The organism is Arenibacter antarcticus (genome assembly GCF_041320605.1).
GTDB classification, from domain to species: domain Bacteria; phylum Bacteroidota; class Bacteroidia; order Flavobacteriales; family Flavobacteriaceae; genus Arenibacter; species Arenibacter antarcticus.
The window spans coordinates 3435663-3455292 of sequence record NZ_CP166679.1 but is presented as its reverse complement, the minus strand read 5'-3'; the positions used below and the strand labels follow the sequence as shown (position 1 = coordinate 3455292).

14 protein-coding genes are annotated in these 19630 nt (G+C 33.4%); all 14 read left to right on the top strand.

The genetic code is table 11. The features are described from left to right. Window positions 1–463: 463 nt before the first annotated feature. The 14 genes from KCTC52924_RS14295 (at window position 464) to asnB (KCTC52924_RS14230) (ending at window position 19459) form a co-directional block, all read left to right on the top strand. Window positions 464–2101: a hypothetical protein gene (locus KCTC52924_RS14295; RefSeq protein WP_251806745.1), complete on the top strand. Its 1638-nt coding sequence runs from the start codon at window positions 464–466 to the stop codon at window positions 2099–2101. A gap of 235 nt (window positions 2102–2336) precedes the next feature. Next, a complete protein-coding gene (locus KCTC52924_RS14290; protein ID WP_251806744.1) occupies window positions 2337–2552 on the top strand; it encodes a hypothetical protein in 216 nt (71 codons plus the stop codon). A 178-nt stretch (window positions 2553–2730) separates the two neighbouring features. Further along, on the top strand, window positions 2731–3729 hold the full coding sequence (locus KCTC52924_RS14285) for an SDR family oxidoreductase (RefSeq protein ID WP_251806743.1): 999 nt from the start codon (window positions 2731–2733) through the stop codon (window positions 3727–3729). 15 nt (window positions 3730–3744) lie between these two features. Further along, entirely contained in the window at window positions 3745–5076 is a 1332-nt protein-coding gene (locus tag KCTC52924_RS14280) for a UDP-glucose/GDP-mannose dehydrogenase family protein (RefSeq protein WP_251806742.1), read from the top strand. A 24-nt stretch (window positions 5077–5100) separates the two neighbouring features. Then, the gene (locus KCTC52924_RS14275; protein WP_251806741.1) at window positions 5101–6381 is read left to right on the top strand and encodes a nucleotide sugar dehydrogenase; all 1281 of its coding nucleotides are present in this window, start codon (window positions 5101–5103) and stop codon (window positions 6379–6381) included. A gap of 184 nt (window positions 6382–6565) precedes the next feature. Further along, entirely contained in the window at window positions 6566–7669 is a 1104-nt protein-coding gene (locus KCTC52924_RS14270) for a glycosyltransferase family 4 protein (protein WP_251806740.1), read from the top strand. A gap of 75 nt (window positions 7670–7744) precedes the next feature. Then, a complete protein-coding gene (locus tag KCTC52924_RS14265; RefSeq protein WP_251806739.1) occupies window positions 7745–8764 on the top strand; it encodes a glycosyltransferase in 1020 nt (339 codons plus the stop codon). A 4-nt stretch (window positions 8765–8768) separates the two neighbouring features. Further along, complete coding sequence (locus KCTC52924_RS14260; protein ID WP_251806738.1) at window positions 8769–10319, top strand: lipopolysaccharide biosynthesis protein; 1551 nt, start codon at window positions 8769–8771, stop codon at window positions 10317–10319. A 198-nt stretch (window positions 10320–10517) separates the two neighbouring features. Next, entirely contained in the window at window positions 10518–11486 is a 969-nt protein-coding gene (locus tag KCTC52924_RS14255; protein ID WP_370671475.1) for an O-antigen ligase family protein, read from the top strand. Between the two features lie 30 nt (window positions 11487–11516). Beyond that, on the top strand, window positions 11517–13331 hold the full coding sequence (gene asnB / locus KCTC52924_RS14250) for an asparagine synthase (glutamine-hydrolyzing) (RefSeq protein ID WP_251806736.1): 1815 nt from the start codon (window positions 11517–11519) through the stop codon (window positions 13329–13331). A gap of 47 nt (window positions 13332–13378) precedes the next feature. After that, window positions 13379–14452: a glycosyltransferase gene (locus KCTC52924_RS14245; RefSeq protein WP_251806735.1), complete on the top strand. Its 1074-nt coding sequence runs from the start codon at window positions 13379–13381 to the stop codon at window positions 14450–14452. 17 nt (window positions 14453–14469) lie between these two features. Beyond that, the gene (gene asnB, locus KCTC52924_RS14240) at window positions 14470–16302 is read left to right on the top strand and encodes an asparagine synthase (glutamine-hydrolyzing) (protein ID WP_251806734.1); all 1833 of its coding nucleotides are present in this window, start codon (window positions 14470–14472) and stop codon (window positions 16300–16302) included. 94 nt (window positions 16303–16396) lie between these two features. Beyond that, the gene (locus tag KCTC52924_RS14235) at window positions 16397–17542 is read left to right on the top strand and encodes a glycosyltransferase (protein ID WP_251806733.1); all 1146 of its coding nucleotides are present in this window, start codon (window positions 16397–16399) and stop codon (window positions 17540–17542) included. 12 nt (window positions 17543–17554) lie between these two features. After that, window positions 17555–19459 (top strand): asparagine synthase (glutamine-hydrolyzing), encoded by a 1905-nt coding sequence (gene asnB / locus KCTC52924_RS14230; protein ID WP_251806732.1) that lies wholly within the window; start codon window positions 17555–17557, stop codon window positions 19457–19459. Window positions 19460–19630 lie beyond the last annotated feature (171 nt).

Below are 19630 nucleotides of genomic sequence, written 5' to 3'. Positions count from 1 at the left end.
TGAGTGAAAACCAAATTACAAAAGATTAAACTAAATGAACCCGCAAATATATGAGGTGGAAAATGCTATAAAAAATTTGTAAACAACCCTTAAATTTATCCTTAAAATAATAAATACCGCATCATCTATAATAAGTTAATTAATAATTCTAATAAACTTGTCCAACCTTGGGTTTTAGTAGTTTAATCAATAGAGAACATCGACAACAAGTGGTAAAAAAAAAATTACTATTCCTCCATTATCATGAAGTAATAAGGTCAAAACTTAAAACCCTCTTTCTGATAAATAGTTTAAGATAACTTGCCGTTTGAGATGCTTGAAACCACCCTTAATAATACATTGTTTACATAAATTTAATTATGTTTTACATCTTAAACCTTCACAAAATATTTTATATAAATAGTTTTTTATAAAATTTAAGAATTATTTTCGTCTTTCTACTTTATAACTATAATAACCATCTATGAAACTTGAAAAATTACGAATTGGATTAATTGTTGACGATTTCAAGGTTTACAATTGGATTTTCGAGGTGATTTCTCAAATTTCAAATTCCAATGATTTTAACCTTAAATTGGTGATATTAACAAACGAAATTCCGAAAAATAAAAAAAAGAATCTCCTATTTCAAAAATTCATGAAGTATGACCAACAAAAGTATTCACTAAATCAAGATGCTTTTGAAATAAAATCCCTGTTAGATATAAAAGAAATTTCGAATGTTGAATCTATAAAATTAACAATTAAAGATGATGAATTCATACCCTCAGAGCTAAACAAATACACAGTCCCCGAGCTTGACATATTACTTAAATTTGATTCAAGTTCTTTTATTCAACAGTTTGTAAAATTCACCAATTACGGGGTATGGACATATTATTTTGGTGAACACAATGGACTTCAACCAATACTTTATGGGGTACAAGAATTTTTAGAAAATAAAAATGTCACTAAAATAACGTTATCAGCTTGGATCAACCGTATTGAACCAAAGGAGGTTATATTATTTAATTCTTATTCTAAAACTGATAAGAATAGTTTACATCGCAGTTTAAATAATTCGTTATGGAAAACTGTATCTTTTATTCCTAGAAATTTAAAAGAACTATATCAATTGGGACCATCAGAATTTTATAGTAAAAAGAATCAAATGAATTCTGCTCCAATTATATTTTATGATAAACCTTATAAAATCCCCAACACCCTAAACCTTTGCAATTCCATTTTACACCATATAAGTAGGAAAATTGAGTTGAAAATAACAGATCATTTTAATTTTCATCAATGGATAGTGCTGTTTAGGTTAAATAAAAACACAGATATCTCTACTACCCTTTTTGAATTTAAAAGAATAACCCCTCCGAAAGATCGGTTTTGGGCTGATCCATTTGTTGTTTATAAAGACAATACCTATTATATCTTTATTGAAGAACTGAAATATGATAAAAACAAAGGAACGATCGTACTAATTGAAATGAATGAAAAAGGGGAGTACAAGGAGCCAAAACCCATTTTGGAGAAGGATTACCATCTCTCCTATCCATTTATAATTGAAGACTCAGGCAAATATTACATGATTCCGGAAACCAAAGAAAATAAAACAGTTGAAATATATGAATGTGAGAATTTCCCATTAAAATGGACCTTCAAAGAAATACTATTTAATAATATTGAAGCAGTAGATTCTACCATATTAAAACATAATGGAAAGTATTGGTTATTTACTAATATCAAAGAAAATAGCGGAACATTTACGTCAGATGATGAACTTTTCCTTTTCTATTCCAATTCTCTAATTAATGGAGATTGGATTCCCCATCCTCAAAATCCAATCGTTTCTGATGTTAGATACGCAAGACCAGCCGGTAAAATAATTCAACGTGAAGGTCGCTTATACAGACCTGCTCAGAATTGTTCGAAACATTATGGTTATGGAATCCACATGCTTGAAATAACCATTCTAAACGAAGAAAGTTACCATGAGATTAAGATTAATGAAATTTTACCAAATTGGGAGGAGGATTTAATTTCAACCCATACTATTAATAATGAAGCTAATATTACTGTGATTGATGCGAAAATTAAGAGAAGTAATCTATAAATTCAACTTATATTTTAGAAAAGTTATTTTAGGTCATTAATTAAAAAAAAATAAAAGCTAATAGACGACATGTAAATGTTAACCATAATAATTTAGGCTTCCCAAAAAATCCGTCGTGAGGGTCTAAAATGGAACCGGAAGCTGAGTATCGCAATATAAATCTCAGACATATGCATAAGTAACGGTTGGTAATACGTGTAAAGCAGCCCTTGGAAGCACCTTCACAGCTCGAAGAGTGCTACAAAATGGACTTTATGAGGATACGCTTATTGATAGTAGTAAAGTTCGTATATTTAATGCAAATTACGCCTGTAACCGTGAACCTAACGCCATTGATGCAGGACTGTCGTATCCATCATTGGCGGTCAATGTAACCTTGGAGAACCTGAAAGAAGATACAGGGACTCCCAAATATATAAGATGTGATAACGGAACGGAATTTATCTCATAGACATCTATGAACTGGTGTAAAATGAACTTTATAGAAATCAAATACACCCTGTAGGCTTCCCCCTACCAATTAGAAATTGTTGAAAAAATTCACTTCATCGGATTTTATTAGGACTTAACATAAAAAACAAAACATTGTCGCAAGTTTTCAACATCTTTGATTTTCAAAATCAATATCAATGGATTTAAAAAATATCGGTCTTAATGCCGAATATCATATTTTAGTTACAGGTGGAGCCGGTTTTATAGGTTCCAATCTTTGTGAAACCCTCTTAGAAAATGGAAACAAAGTAACATGCTTAGATAATTTTGCCACTGGAAAACGCGAAAACATTACCCATTTACAAGGAAATTCAAGGTTTACATTAATAGAGGGAGATATTCGCAATTTAGAAGATTGCAAAAAGGCCTGTCTTGGTGTAGATTATATTTTGCATCAAGCTGCTTTGGGATCGGTTCCTAGATCCATAAAAGATCCTATTACCAGCAATGAGGTTAACGTATCTGGATTTTTAAATATGTTGGTGGCTGCAAGGGACGCTAAGGTTAAACGTTTTGTATATGCAGCAAGTTCCTCAACCTACGGGGATTCAGTGGGGCTACCAAAAGTAGAAGAGGTAATAGGGAAACCGCTATCCCCCTATGCCATCACTAAATACGTAAACGAATTGTATGCGGAAATATTTAGTAAGACTTACGGTTTAGAAACCATAGGATTGCGTTATTTCAATGTTTTTGGACGGAAACAAGATCCTAATGGGGCCTATGCAGCCGTTATCCCAAAGTTTGTAATGCAATTAATGGAACATAAATCTCCTTTGATTAATGGGGACGGCTCCTATTCCAGGGACTTTACTTATATAGATAATGTACTACAAATGAACCTAAGAGCCATCGTTAGTACTAATCCAGAAGCCATAAATACCGTTTATAATGTAGCTTATGGAGACCGCACTAATTTAAATGAATTGGTTTCTTTGTTAAAGAAGTATTTGGCTGAGTTTGACCCCAAAATTGCAGAGGTAGAGATTAGCTACGGCCCCAACAGACAGGGAGATGTCCCCCACTCTTTGGCATCTATTGATAAAGCGAAAAATTTACTGGGATATAACCCACAATTTAATATTGAAAAAGGTTTAAAAGAAGCCATTCAGTGGTATTGGTCTAACTTAAAATAATAAATAGATTATAGCATGAATTTAACCGTAATAGGCACAGGATATGTCGGTTTGGTAAGCGGTACTTGTTTTTCTGAAATGGGAAATGCAGTTACCTGCATAGATGTAGATACCAAAAAAATTGAAGATCTTCAACAAGGAATAATTCCAATATACGAACCGGGATTAGAGGCCATGGTTGCAAGGAATATAAAAAACAAGACCTTATATTTCAGCGTAGACCTAAGTTCTCATTTAGAAAAATGTGATATTGCTTTTATTGCCGTAGGTACTCCTATGGGCGAGGATGGTTCGGCAGATTTAAAATACGTATTGCAGGTTGCACAAGAAATTGGGCAGCATATGACCCACAGCCTTATTGTGGTGAATAAATCTACCGTTCCCGTGGGCACGGCAGATGAGGTAAAAGCCACCATTCAGAAGGAACTAGACAAACGGAAGCTTACCCTTGATTTCCATGTGGTATCTAATCCAGAATTCCTTAAGGAGGGCGATGCTATTAATGATTTTATGAAACCAGACAGGGTAGTCGTTGGAGCAGATAATGATGAAGCTGCACAAAAAATGAGAACCCTTTACAGTCCCTTTTTCAGAAGCAGCGCGGATCGCCTGATTCAGATGGACGTGCGTTCGGCTGAAATGACAAAATATGTAGCCAATGCAATGCTGGCTACTAAAATTTCCTTTATGAACGAAATTGCCAATATCTGTGAATTGGTGGGGGCCGATGTCAATAAGGTACGTATAGGTATAGGGTCGGACAGTAGAATAGGCTATAGCTTTATCTATCCGGGTTCAGGCTACGGAGGGTCTTGCTTCCCCAAGGACGTAAAAGCCTTAAAAAGGACGGCAGAACAACATGGGTATACCGCCCGACTCATTACCTCCGTTGAAGACGTAAATGATAGCCAAAAATTAGTCATTGCGCACAAAGTAACCAAAAAATTTGGAGCGGATTTAAGGGGGAAAACCTTTGCGGTATGGGGCTTGGCCTTTAAACCAGAGACCGATGATATGCGAGAGGCACCTTCAATTTATGTTATTAAAGATTTGGTAGAACGAGGAGCTAAAATACAGGCGTATGACCCTAAAGCAATGAAAGAGGCAGCGCACTTCTATTTAAAGGACTTAGAAGGAGTCTCGTATCATAACTCAAAATATGAAACACTACAAAATGCGGATGCTATGATCTTGCTTACCGAATGGAAAGAATTTAGATCTCCAGATTTTGAAGAATTAAAGACTCAATTGAAATCCCCAGTTATTTTTGACGGTCGCAACCAATACAATGACGTTCTTATGAAAGAGAAAGGGTTTGAATATTACCAAATTGGGAAAAATAATTAATACAACCATTAGCATTAAAAAGATATGAGCCACATCAAGATTGCAGTTATTGGATTAGGGTATGTAGGTCTACCCTTGGCGCGTTTGTTCGCCACTAAGTATCCTACTATTGGTTTCGATATAAATGAGAACCGAATAAAAGAACTTAGGTCCGGAAAAGACAACACCTTGGAAGTGGAGGATGATGTTTTACAAGCGGTTTTGAGTGATAGCCCAAAGATGGACAGTGGTTTGTTTTGCACCAATCAGCTCAAGGACATTGCGGATTGCAATTACTATATTGTTACAGTACCTACCCCGGTAGATAGTACCAATAGACCTATATTAATTCCTTTGTACAAGGCCAGCGAAACGGTGGGGCAAGTACTTAAAAAAGGAGATGTGGTAGTTTATGAATCTACCGTTTACCCCGGAGTTACCGAAGATGAGTGTGTTCCTGTTCTGGAAAGGATAAGCGGACTAAGGTATAACAAAGACTTTTTTGCGGGCTATTCCCCAGAGAGAATCAATCCTGGAGATAAGGAACATACCGTAGAAAAAATTTTAAAAGTGACCTCTGGCTCTACCCCTGAAATTGGCAAGCAGGTAAACGATTTATATGCCTCGGTCATTACTGCAGGTACGTTTTTGGCTACAAGTATTAAAGTAGCAGAAGCGGCCAAGGTCATTGAAAATTCACAGCGTGATATCAACATTGCCTTTGTAAACGAATTGGCGAAGATATTTAATCTAATGGGAATAGATACCCATGATGTACTGGAAGCAGCAGGGACCAAATGGAATTTCCTTCCCTTTAAACCAGGATTGGTGGGAGGGCATTGTATAGGAGTTGATCCTTATTATCTAGCTCAAAAAGCACAAGAATATGGCTACCACCCCGAAATTATTTTGGCAGGAAGACGAATGAACGATGGGATGGGGAAATATGTAGCCTCGGAAGTGGTTAAACTTATGGTACAAAACGATATAAAAGTAAAGGGATCCCATATCCTTAGCCTGGGAATTACCTTTAAGGAAAATTGTCCCGATGTACGGAATACCAAGGCGGTAGATGTCATTAAAAACCTAAAAAGTTATGGTGCTAACCTAAGTGTTTACGATCCATGGGCCTCCCCTGAGGAAGTTGCCCACGAATATGGGCTAGAAACCTCCAAAAACCTTCCAAAAGAAAAATTCGATGCCATTGTTTTAACAGTTGCCCATAAGGAATTCTTAGATTTAGATTTAAAATCCATGCTAAAACCAGACGGGGTGCTTTATGATGTAAAAGGTGTTTTAAAATCTAAGGCCAACAAAAGCCTATAAGTCCCAATTTTTTTATGAAAAACTCTAATGATCCACGTGTTAATATAGATAGTAATGGTGCTACCTATAAAATTCTATAATTTAAAAAGCTATAACAGGTAGGTGAAATACTATAAGTATAAAACTTCGGCTTGTATTAAAATATTATCAAATAAAGACGCTTTATTGATTAATTGAGTATTTCATGAAAAAACATAAAATTGCTTTCCTTATTAATTCCCTTTCTTCGGGTGGGGCAGAAAGAGTATTGACGACTTTGGTAAATAATTTGATAACGTCGTATGAAATTACCATTATAACCTTTCACAATATCGCTCCTTTCTATGATTTGCATAAAAATGTTAAACATATCCATTGCCTTGACAAATATGAACCCAGTTCGAATTTTTTTGAAGCGATTAAAAACAATTATTTACTATTAAGAAAAATAAACGATATCAGTAGGGAAAATAATTTTGAATTAATGATCAACTTTATGACTACCGCCAATGTATTGGGAACATGTATTGGGAAATTAAATTGTATACCTGTTATAATCAGCGAAAGGACCAATCCTTATCATCAGGAAATTCCAAAACTATGGAGCGTATTAAGACTCATCAGCTATCGCTTTTCAAGTATACTAGTTGTTCAAACAGAAACAATTAAAAAATTTTTTATTGGTAAGGTAAATGAAAATAAATTACGGATTTTACCGAATCCTATTTCAAATGAGCTTACGAACAATAGAACCTTAGTCCACCATTCTCAAAAGAAAAATATAATTTTAAGTGTGGGTCGCTTAACCTCTTTAAAAGCTCATGCTATATTGATAAGAGCTTTCGCTTTAACAAAATATAACAATTGGGAATTATGGATTGCAGGCGATGGACCTGAATATAATAACCTAGACAATTTGATCACAGAATTAAATCTAAGTGATCATGTGAAATTATTAGGTTTGGTAAAAGATATCCACACCCTTTATAACACAGCAAAAATATTCGCTTTTAGCTCTACCTATGAAGGCTTTCCCAACGCATTGATAGAAGCCATGCACTTTGGCTTAGCCTGCGTATCTACAGATTGCCCAACAGGACCGGGAGAGCTCATCAAGGACGGAGAAAATGGATATTTGGTTCCTATTAATAATCCCGATCAAATGAGTAATAAATTAAATTCACTCATGCTTAACCCATCCAAAATTGAATCTTTTGGAGAAAAAAGTATTATTACCGTTCAACAATTTGAAGAGGAAAATGTAATTGGTCAATGGAAGTACATCATTAATTCTTTATTAAAATCATAGCTTCCTCAATTATACACATAACCAAAAATGGAAATGTTTTTTAAAAATCGTTTTCACTCAATAAAAAGTTAAGAGATGAATTCACAAATTATTAAAGATCAAATAATATCAACACATCCATTAATTAGTGTTATAGTCCCTGTGTATAACGTTGGGAATTACCTAAATCGTTGTATTGAAAGCATATTGAATCAAAATTATAAGGAATTGGAACTAATTCTTATAGATGACGGCTCCACGGATAATAGCGTTGAAATTTGTAAACAATATGTTGAATTAGACCAAAGAGTAAAACTATTTCAACAAAACAATCAAGGCTCCAGTATTGCCAGAAATACAGGACTTCTAAATACTACCGGTGAATATATATCATTTGTAGATAGTGATGATTGGATACTACCCGAAATGCTGGAATCAATGATAGAATATGCAATCAATAATGACTTAGCTGTAGTGGAATGTGAATCCATTAAAAGTACAGATTCTAATATTGATAAAATAATTTCTGAAAAACTTTTTGAATTTAAGACCGAAACGAATGAAGAAGCATTAGCACGAATCATTGAAAATCAGAAATTTGCAGTTTGGAGAAGAATTTATAGTAAGAAAATAATTGGAAATTTGAAATTTATACCTTACAAATTACATCAAGACGTATTTTTTACAATTGACATTTTAAAGAAAATTAAGCATCAAGGATACATAAAAACGCCATTCTACTGCTACAACGTGGAAAACATAAGTATAATCCGAAGTCCTTATAGCCAAAAAAAATTGGATGCAATTGACGCTACCTTTTATGTTCTCAATGAAACTAAAGATTTTAATAATAATATTAAAATCAATGCAAAAAAACATGTGATTCAGCAGTTAATGTATCATTACCATGAGTTGTATTCCCATGATAATTTAGACCCTCACTATAAAGTGCGAATTCTCATAAAAAATGAGATTTCAAAAGCTTTAAGCCTACAAAGTTGGTCTACCTACGGCCTTTTAATAAAATATTTGCCATTTAAAGTCTATCGTGTTTTCCTCCGAATAAATGAATTCCGTATCTCTTCTCAGATTTACTTAATAAAACTGCTACGTTAAAATTATGTCACGAGTAAGAAATACACTTCAAAATGCCAAGGTTAGCGTACTTTTTCATGTTCTATTTATTTTTACGCAATTTTTCGCACGAAAAGTATTCCTAGACCATCTTGGAGACGAATTTATTGGACTTACCTCTACCCTTCAAAGTATACTAGGCTTTTTAAACTTAGCCGAACTGGGAATTGGAACTGCAGTTGGATACACTATGTACAAACCCATTTTCAATAAGGATCACAAGGAACTAAATGATCTTATCACTTATTTTGGCTATTTATATAAAAAAATCGGGCTAATTTTAATTGGATCAAGCATAATCCTAGCTGCATTCTTTCCAATTATTTTTGATGAACTTACTATAAACCTAGGTATAGTTTACTATGCCTTTTTCGCCTTACTGACTAATGCCTTGTTAGGATATTTTTTCAATTATCATCTTTTTCTATTGCAAGCGGATCAAAAAGCATATATCGTAGAAAAATATGCCCAAAGTTTTACAATTTCTAAAATCCTATTGCAATGTTTATTTGTATTTTATCTGCAAAGCTTCTTTATTTGGATTACCCTAGAATTAATCAGTTCTATTTTATTTTCATTTTATTTAAGAAAGCAAATTGCAAAAGAATATCCCTGGTTGATTATTTCCAATAAAATTCAAAACAAGGATATTAAAAAATTTCCATTGTTACTTCAAAAAATAAAACAAATTAGCGTCCATAAATTGGGTACTTTTGTCAGCAGCGGCACTGACAATATATTAATTTTTAAATATATAAGTATTGAAAGCGTAGCTTATTATGGTAATTACATGCTAATTATAAGCAATTTAACCGCACTTATTATGAAATTATTTTCTGGGACCAATGCCAGTGTAGGTAATTTGGTAGCGGAGAATGATCCTGCGAACATTAAAAAAGTGTTTTGGGAATTTATGGCATTACGATTTTTTATTGCAAGTTTGTCTACACTTGCAATATTAAAGTTGTTAGATCCTTTTATATCCTTGTGGTTAGGTTCGCAATATATTTTAGAAAGTAGCACTTTAATCTTTTTTTCAATTAACTTTTTTATCCTTCAAGTTAGGCAACCGGTTGATGTTTTTATTCAGGCTTATGGTCTATATCAAGATATATGGTCGCCAATAACACAAAGTATAATAAACTTGGTCTTTTCTATTATACTGATAAATATATATGGAATAACAGGAGTTTTAATGGGCACAACTATAAGCCTAATATTAATAATTATGATTTGGAGACCCTACTTTGTTTTCACCCAAGGGTTTAAAAGGGATATTAGGGAGTATATAGTAGGATTCTTAAAACTCATTCTTTCAGCCATGATAACCCTGGTAACGGTAAATTATCTATCTGAACAGTTTTATAATATAACTATTGAAACGTGGTTTCATTGGTTGCTAATGTCCTTAAAAATTATTGCTCTTTCGGTAATTATTAATTTTGTGATAATGTATGTCCTAAATAAAGGTTTTAGAGATGTGGTGAAGAGAATGCTTCATTTGATGCTTAAAAAAAGAAAAAAGAACGAGGGTTAATATATTAATTAGATACAGACATTGTTTCCTTATATGAAAATATTAAAATATATTATTCTAAGCCTTTTTATTCTAAACATACCTACCGCGGTTTTGACATATCAAAGTGCGGGAATTGCAAGTTTAATCAGTTATCTTTCTTTTATTTTATTAATTGCTTATTATATTTTAAGTAATAAAACAAAATTGAACTTATGGATGATTGTTATCGGTCTCCTTTTTTTTAGTATCTCCAGTATAGTTAATGATAAATACATACCTGAAGAAACCAAAGATTTTATAATGTTTATCATAAAATATTTCATTACAGTGATCTGTGGCTACGAACTGCTTAAAAACACTACTACAAGGGAAATAACTTTATTTTTGTGCCTTGGGGCTTTGACCATCCTGATGCAAATATTATTATTTAACAATCCCTTGATCGATTATGGGCGCTACAGTGGCTTTTACTTAAACCCGAATGTAGCAGGTTTCATTTGCCTGGTTGGGTATGGAATGTCCTTTGCCAATCAAAATAAGAACTTTCGGCTATTCCTACAAATTGTATTCACCATAATGGGACTGCTTACCTTTTCGCGAACTTTTATTCTTCTTTGGTTGTTAACCAACCTTATCTCTATAAAAATTGACATCAAAAATTCCCGAGTTCTTTTATATGGCTTTGGGCTACTAACTGCTTTTGTGATTTTCGGTGAGTTTTTACCAGTAAAGAATCCCAGGTTAGATCAAATGAGTGCTATTCTCAAGGGAGAAAAAGTAAAAACTACTGAAATAAATGAAGATTCCAGGACAGAGACTTGGAGCCTATATTACGATGCACTTTTAGATCACCCAATTTTAGGAAATGGTTACAATAGCTTTAGTGGAGAATCCTCCATCTCAAGTGTGGGAGTACATAATTCATTTCTAAAAATTTGGGGAGAGGCAGGAATTTTCGTTTTTATTTTATTTATAATCATGTATTTATTAATGATAAAACAATCTTTACAGCTATTTGAAGAATCCCCTCACCTATTCCTAATTGTTATTGCCGTCATCCTATTTTTGACCACGAACCATAATTTTTTTGATAATGGTTATATATTGTTTATTTCCATGTGGATACAGGCTGAAATAAGCAAACATAAAATTGAAGAACAATCAACTGAAATAATATCAGAATAAAAGAATTAAAATTTCCTTACCAAAAAAGCTATGTGCGGAATCTATATTACCAATATCCCATTTTCAATTCAAGAAATTAATGATAAATTGAAATCTATTGAATATCGTGGACCCGATAATTTAGGGATTCTTAAGAAGAAGTCGGTAACCCTTGGTCACTTAAGGTTATCGATACTAGATTTAGACCACAGGTCGGACCAACCTATGCAATTTGATGAACTTTACATTACCTATAATGGGGAGATTTATAATTTTTTGGATCTTAAGAATGAATTATCTCAACTAGGTCATAAATTTAAAACAACTTCCGATACAGAAGTCTTGTTAATTGGATATAAAGAATGGGGAGCGGGCATACTCCAAAAAATTAATGGAATGTTCGCTTTTTGTATCTATGATAACTCTAAACAGACGCTATTTTGTGCACGAGATAGAATTGGGGTTAAACCATTTTATTATTTCTGGGAAGACGGCATATTTGAAATTTGTAGTCAGCTAAGGCCACTTTCATCCAAAAAGGAAATAAATAAAGAGGCCGTTTCCATTTATCTGGATTGTGGTTATGTTCCAAGTCCATATTCCATATTAGATGGTATTCATAAACTCCCTCCTGGCCACTATATGGAAATTGACATTCCCTCTAAAAAAATGACAATTACAAATTATTGGGACTTAAACAAAGTGAAAATACGTAAAATTCCCTATTCTCAAGCAAAAACGGAACTCCATAAATTATTGACTGATGCTGTTAAAATCAGATTACAATCCGATGTCCCAATCGGTTCTTTCCTCTCAGGGGGTATTGATTCTGCTTTGATTTCCTCCATTGCAGGTAAAATATCCAACACCCCAATAAACACTTTTTCCATAGGTTTTGATGACCCTAAATTTGATGAAAGTAAAGTAGCTGAAAAATTTACCACTTATATTAAGTCAAAACATAAAACCACTATTTGTACTGCGAAAGATTCGTTAAATCTACTTCCTAAACTAATCGAAGTTTATGATGAGCCTTTTGCGGATGATTCGGCCCTACCCTCACTATTATTAAATTCAGTTACCAAACCCTATGTTACCGTTGCTCTGTCTGGGGATGGAGGAGATGAAAGCTTTTTAGGTTACAACCATTTTGAATGGGTAATGAAATACAAGTGGATATTTAAAATCCCTTTATTTATACGGAAAATGCTGTCCCATTCTTTCTTTATGAAAATTATTGGAAAAGGTTCTAAGGCAGCAACTGAAATATTAGCAACGGATAATTTAAACAACTATATCTCTAAAGTTTTTGTAGGCTTTGACTCCTTAAATAAAGAAAGAAACCTAAAATGGTTGAGCCATTATAAAGGATATACTAAATGGTCTAATGACCCAATACAAAAGACCGCAGACCTCAATATCAAATTATGGTTAGAAAATGACAGTAATGTTAAAGTAGATCGTGCCAGTATGGCCTACTCTGTAGAGGTTAGGAGTCCATTTCTAGATTATCGGATTGTAGAGTTTGCAAGGAGTCTCCCTATTTCCTTTCGATATCAAAAAAATAATAGAAAGCGAATCTTAAGAGATATTTTGGAAGAGTACATCCCGAAATCCGTTTTTAATCAACCTAAAAAAGGATTTTCCGTTCCCCTAGGAGATTGGATCGCAGTTGAATTAAAAGATGAAGTTCTTAGAATATTATCCGATGAATTTCTCAATACGGTGCCAAATCTTGATGTTTCAAAATTCAAATATCAATTAAATCAACATATGGAAGGAAACCGAATTTATTTTACTAATATATGGAAGGTTTTTATTTATGGTAAATGGTGTGAGGAATTTGGGTTCTATGACTTTAATTGAAAAACTAGATAATCCTTAACATTACAACTTTTAGTTTAATATTATAAATGAAAAAATCCAAAACAAAAATAGCGTTTATATTACCTTCTTTGAGTGCCGGAGGAGCAGAACGTATATTATCTTTTTTGGCACAAAATGTAAACAAGGATTATTTTGATTCCCAGTTATTGGTCATTGGACACGACACGGATACAGCATATTGCACTAAGGGTACAAAAACATCCTTTTTAAACAAAAAGAGAGTTCTATTTGGCATTCCTTCCATCTTTTTATTTCTAAAAACAAACAAACCAGATCTTGTCCTTAGCTCTATTGGGCATCTAAATACTGTTTTCGGTTTAATGGCGCCCTTCTTTCAAAACAGTAAATTTATAATTAGGGAGGCCAGTGTAATAAGTGAAATGGGGAAGTTTTCCAACTCCAGTAAACTATATGGTTTTCTTGCCAAGATTGCCTATAATCACATAGACGCAGTAGTATGTCAATCCGAGGATATGGCCATAGATTTTAAAAAAATCTATAATATTCCGAAAAATAAAATTACAGTAATCAATAATCCAATAACAGAACTATTCCCTTTAAAGGAAAAGAACAGCGATGATGACGTAATAAAGTATATAACAGTTGGACGCCTTAGTAAAGAAAAAGGTCATGATCGACTATTAAACATTCTGGCCAAGCTGCCACATTCATTTCATTATACTATTGTTGGTAGTGGACCCGAAGAAAATGAAATTAAAAAAACAATAGTAGCCTTAGCTTTAACGAAATTTATTACCCATATCCCATTTACTAATGAAATTGGGAAAGTGCTCAGTAAAAACGACCTGTTTTTACAAGGTTCTTATGTAGAAGGCTTTCCTAATGCCGTCTTAGAAAGTTGCGTGGTGGGCACACCTGTAATTGCCTTTAATGCCCCTGGCGGAACTAAGGAAATAATAAGAGATGGAATTAATGGGTATTTAGTATCCAATACAGAGGAATTTACTTCAAGGCTTTTATCTTTTAACAAGGATAAATGGGAACCGAAAACAGTTAGGGACACTGTAATTCAAAAGTTTAATACTCAAGAAATTTTAAAGCAATATGAAAATTTATTTCTATCGCTTATTAAGAATTAATTATCAAAAAAAAATATATGTGCGGAATATACGGGACTACTCTTAATTATGGACAAAAAGTGTTTGATAAAAAACTCAAACGCATTGATTTTAGGGGCCCTGATTTTACGGGCATACAATCTTATAAAACGGAATATAATACCGTTACTTTTGGCCACAACCGACTTGCCATTTTAGATTTAGATGCCAGATCTAATCAGCCATTTACTTATTCTGAAGGAATTCACATAGTTTTTAATGGGGAAATCTACAATTACCTTGAAATTAAAGCTATCCTTGTAAACCAAGGACACACTTTTAGAACTACTAGTGATACGGAGGTGATATGTGCAGCCTATTTGGAATATGGGGAAAATTGTGTTGAACACTTTAACGGAATGTTCGCCTTTGTCATTTACGATGAAAAGCAGCAATTATTTTTTGGCGCAAGGGATCGTTTAGGTCAAAAACCCTTCTATTATTACCATTCTGGAACCGAATTTGAATTCGCGAGCCAAATCTCCGCCATTAGATTAGAGCATAAAAATCTATCTATTTCTAACAAAGCAATTTCCAATTATATGGTATGGGGCTATATTCCTGATCCAGACTCCATTTTTACGGAAATAAAGAAACTACCTCCAGGACATTCATTTACCTACCACCTACCCTCAGGAGGGTTTAAACAACACAAATATTGGGATATAGATTATAAAGGCCAAAATATTTTTCAAGGAAGTTATGAAGATGCCCAAGAAGAATTGGAAGTGCTTTTGACGGATGCAGTAAAAAAAAGAATGATCGCAGATGTTCCCTTGGGGATATTTCTATCTGGGGGAATTGACTCTTCTTTAGTTGCTGCCCTAGCCTCTAAAAGTACTGACAAAGTAAAAACCTTTTCGGTGAAATTTAATACCAAAAGTGTGGATGAAAGCTTATATGCCCAAGAGGTGGCAAAACATTTGGGTACAGACCATCATACCATTGAGTGTAATTATGAGGAAGGTTTAGATATTATAAAGAACATAAGCCATTATTACGATGAACCCTTTTCAGATTCATCCGCAATACCCTCTTTATTACTGGCTAAGCATACTAAAAAACATGTTACTGTAGCTCTTTCTGGCGATGCTGGGGATGAAAGTTTTTTAGGATATCATCGTTATAATTGGATGAGTATTGCCGAAAAATTCTATAAAATCCCAGGATTTTTACGGCCTCTAATAACTGGGCCCATGGGGGCAATCCCTTCTTATAAGAGCAATGTGGTCGCGAATGTCCTAAAAAGTAAATCCTTAAATGATGCGTATATAAAAATGATGGTGGGCGGTACCAACGGGGAATGGTATCACCGCCCCGAACACGATATTATTGAACCGTATAGGGATTATTTGTACCACAACAATAAGAATATTTACGAGCGTATTTCAGACTTCGATTTAAAAACCTATCTAAACGGAGATATTAATACCAAAGTAGATCGCGCAACCATGGCGTACAGTCTGGAGGCTAGATCACCCTTCCTAGATTATCGGGTAGTAGAATTTGGAAGGTCCCTGCCTACCTCGTATAAGTTTCTGAAAAACAACCAAAAAAGAATTCTAAAGGATATTTTATACAAACACGTGCCAAAAGAATTATTTAATAGACCAAAAGCAGGGTTTACCATGCCCTTGGCAGAATGGTTTAGATCCGAGCTTAAGGAATATGTTTTAGACGAACTTAGTACGGAGGGTTTAAAAGAGATTCCGGGAATACACATTGGGAAGGTTCAAACTATTATCAAACAGCATATGGCACATAAAGCTAATGGGTCATATACTATTTGGAAATTATTAGTTTTAAAACAATATTTAAATTCTATTAATTAAATCAGGTTATTTTTATTAAATCGCAAATAATGAGCCTAATCCAACGTTATCTCATTAGAACTGTGATTGAAAATCATTATAAATAATAAGTCATATGAAACGTGCTAATCTAAGTATTTTAGCAATTACCTTGGGCAGTGGGGGAGCAGAGAAAGTGATCAGTCTTTTATTAAAAAAATTAGTTTTGGATTATAACGTTACCTTGATATTAATGTATAACAATATCCATTTCACTATCCCGGAAGGAGTGAATACCATTGTTTTATGCCCTACCTCTTCTAGGGAAAGACCCTTCTATATAAGGTTCTTTGATTCTATTTCTTTTATTTTTAGATATAATAGGATTATTAGAGAGGAAGGGATTTCTTACGCAGTATCCTTTTTAGCACTTCCTAACCTAATGAATGGAGTAATTTCCAAATTAAATCCTTCGGTTAAGACCTACATAAGCGAAAGAGGATTTCCTTCAAAGAATACAACCCATAAAATTTCATTTTATATTTCAAAATTCTTTTATCCTCTATTATATAATAAATGTTACAAATTATTTTCAAATTCCATTCATATAAATAAGGACTTAAAGGACAATTTTAATATTAAAATCCCTATGGAGGTGATTTATAATCCTATAGAAATTCCGGAGAAAATTATTGTTCCAGAATCCTTGAAATTAAGTGCATCGGGATTAAAAATTATTACAGTTGGCAGTCTTAATGAAAATAAAAATCACATTATTATTCTCAAGGCAATTGCCTCACTAGGTGAAAAATACAGTCTCACTATTGCGGGGACAGGTAATTTACAAGCCACCCTTAAAGAAAATTCTGCTCAACTCGGGCTAAACGGAAATGTAAACTTTACCGGATTATTGAAAGATGTGAACAGTTATCTGCTTCAAGCAAATTGCTTTGTTTTATCTTCTTTTAACGAGGGGTTTCCTAATGCATTGTTAGAGGCTATGAGCATAGGACTACCTTGTATATCCACTAATTGTCTTTCCGGGCCGTTAGAAATACTAAATGATAATATAGAAATTGAAATACCTAAATCCGAATTCTATAAAGCTGAATTTGGAATATTAATAAATTCAGATGATGAAATAGGTTTGGCCAAAGCTCTTAAATATTTAAATACAAATCCTACAGAAAGAGTACGGTACAGCAAAAAAAGCTTGGAAAGGGCAAAAAGATATAACATAGATAATATTTATAATGAATTTAGGGAATTCATTCAAAATTAAAAAAGACAACTAATGTGCGGAATAAATGGTTTTGTAACGCAAAACAATATAACATCTAATAAATTATTAGAGTTGATAAGAGGAATGAATGATTCAATTATTCATCGCGGACCTGATGATGACGGTGTTTTTACGGAGTCCCATAAAGACTTTAGCATTGCTATGGGAATGAGAAGGCTTTCAATCATTGATCTACACTCGGGTAAACAACCTATATTTTCTAATGATCAACAAATAGTAATCGTTTTTAATGGTGAAATATATAACTACCTAAAAATTAGGCAAGAACTTATTGGTAAGGGTGTACAATTTAAAACAAATAGTGACACCGAAGTAATTCTAAAATTATACGAAGCGGAGGGGATTTCTTCCTTTAACAAATTGGATGGCATGTTTGCCTTTAGTATATACGACAAAAGAATAAATAAAATTTTTATTGCAAGAGATTTTTTTGGTGAGAAACCACTATACTATACCCAAAGTGGACAAAAATTTATATGGGCATCTGAGCTCAAATCCCTAATCAAAAAATTAAAGTCCAAACCTGATATTTCCCCAATTGGTTTAAACCACTTCCTTCGATTAACCTATATTCCAGCCCCTCATTCCATCTATAAAAATATATTTAAACTTGAGGCAAATCATTATCTGGAATATGATATTAATTTGAAAAAATATCATATTTATTGTATAGAAGAGGAATTTAAAACGGAGAAAAACAATATTGATTTTAAAACCGCCAAAGTACAAACAGAGAAACTAGTTAGGGAATCTGTAGAAAGTCGTTCTATTTCCGATGTCCCTATTGGCACCTTCCTTTCCGGTGGAGTAGACTCTTCAGTGGTTTCATTATGTCTTTCCCAAATGAAGGAGGAGAGAATTAACACATTCTCCATAGGGTTTAAAAAAGGCTCATTTGACGAAACCGATAAATCACAACTAGTTGCCAAACAAATTAATAGTAAACATCATGAGTTCATCATTGGAGAGGACGATTTAAAGCATAATATTCATGAAATATTATTGAATTTCGACGAACCATTTTCGGATACAGCAGCGCTACCTACTTATTTAGTCTCCAAAAAGACAAGCGATCATGTAAAAGTTGCCCTTACCGGGGATGGAGGTGATGAGATATTTGGAGGATACAACAAGTATTATGTGGGAAAAATAAATAGTAGATATACTACATTAGTTCCCAAAACCCTACATAATTATGTTCTAAACTGCATCTCCCCACTTCTTACGACCAAAGATGACAAAAGAGGACGTAGGTTTAAAGCCAACAAAATGTTGAATACCGTAAACTACGAGGGAAATTATTATTGGGATATCATTTCTTTGGCAAATACCGAATCTCAATTAAAACCTTTACTTCAACCACACCTATTTAATGAAGGTATCTTTGATGAGTATAAGAATAAACTTAAAATCACCAAACCCAACTCCCTAACAGATTATCGGTTTATTGATAAAATCATTAGTTTGGAAGGTGGCATGCTGGCTAAAGTTGACAGGACCAGTATGCTCAATTCCTTGGAATGCAGAGCCCCTTTTTTAAATAAAAAATTATGGGATTTTGCCAACAGTCTGCCCGAAAGTTATTTAATGAAAGGCTGGAACAAGAAGTATATTTTAAAAGAGGCTTTTAAACACGAGTTTCCTGAAGGATTTCTTGACAAAAGCAAGCAAGGCTTTGGCTCTCCAGTGGGTGATTGGTTAAGATCTAGTCTTAGAAGGGAAATGGAATCGTATATAGAACCCACATTCTTGGTAACACAAAATATATTTCAAGTAAATTACGTGACCAACTTGGTAGAAGAACACCTGAGTGGTAAAAAGGATAGTACTTATAGAGTTTGGGCCTATTACTGTTTTCAAAAATGGTATTGCAACATTTATGAAAATATTTCCTAAAAAATATTTTTGATTGCCTTGGATAATTTTGTTTTGAAATTGAAAAAGACTTCTCTTAAAAAAGCAACAATTAGTAAGTAATCATTTCCTAATGTGGTAAAAGATTTGTAGTTTAAAATATGCCAAATAAAACAATAGGTATTAATATGTTAACTGTAATCCCCCGCTTAA